The sequence below is a fragment of the Kitasatospora phosalacinea genome (assembly GCF_000716545.1).
Lineage (GTDB): Bacteria > Actinomycetota > Actinomycetes > Streptomycetales > Streptomycetaceae > Kitasatospora > Kitasatospora phosalacinea.
In genome coordinates this window covers 1-1,000 of the sequence record NZ_JNWZ01000162.1, presented here as the reverse complement: position 1 = coordinate 1,000, position 1,000 = coordinate 1, and the positions used below count along the sequence as shown (strand labels likewise).

Annotated in this window: 1 pseudogene; it reads left to right on the top strand. The window is 75.7% G+C overall.

What is annotated here, in order from left to right:
- Positions 1 to 379: 379 nt before the first annotated feature.
- Positions 380 to 1,000 (top strand): annotated as a pseudogene (locus tag OO48_RS33930) (DNA-binding protein); the annotation flags it as partial.

Sequence of the window (1,000 nt, the reverse complement as noted above, 5' to 3'; positions counted from 1 at the left end):
AGCTCACCTTCGAGCAGCTCGTCGCGCTCGGCCGGGCCGGGGTCGACTGGGCCGCCGAACTCGCCCCGGTGCGCCGGGAGATGGAGGAGGCGGCGCGGTGACGGCCGGCCTGTGAGTCGGGGCGCTGTGGCAGGGACGAGGACACAATCGGGATCCGGTCCGGGCAAAGCTCGGCTTGCTCCCCGCCACACAAAGCTGCCGCCTTACGGGCGGGTCGGGTACGCGCTGCATCCGTTGCCTGCGATGTGCGCCCCTGCATGCCGAGCCTGAAGGTGTTGACGCGGGCTCTGGCACCGCCGGAGGGCAGGCCGCGGGCTTTGGCCGGGGAAGATCGCGCGAAGTGGCGCCGTCCTTGGTGGTGTTGGGGGAAGGTGGGGCCATGTCGCACGGGGTCTTTCGTATCGCGCCGTTGGCTGGGGAGACGACGTGGTCGTTCGTGGGTCGGATCGCCGCCCGCTACGGCCTGGAGCCGACCGCGGTGTCGGGGTGGTGGCAGTGGCGTGGGCAGCGGCCGCGGCACGAGAGCGGCGCGGTGCGGGCGGATGCGGAGGTGGTGCTGGACGCGGGCGCGCGGCGGGTTCTGGCCGGTCTGTGCGGAGTGCCGCAGGAGGCGTTGGGGCGGGCGCTGCCCGCGTGGGCGGTGGAGGACGAGAAGGCGGCCGACGGCGCGGCCCCGGGCCTGGGGCCGGGCGGCGGTGGTGCTGCGCGGGGTGTGTGGCGGGTGGCGGGTGTGGTGGTGGGGCCGGTGGCGTTCGGGTGCCGGCTGTGCACCGCTGGCCGGGCCGGGGCTGCGGTGGGGGTGGTGCGGTACGCGCACGGGTGGGAGCGGGTGTGTGTGCGGCACGGGCGGTGGTTGCTGGACGCCGACGCCGACCTCGGCAAGGGCGTGGAGTTCCTCGACGTGCGGGACCTGCCGGAGATTGCCGCGGCGCAGCGCCGGTGGCCGGGGGTGGCGCGGCGGGCGGTGCGGGCGGATGCGGAGGTGGTGCTGGACGCGGGC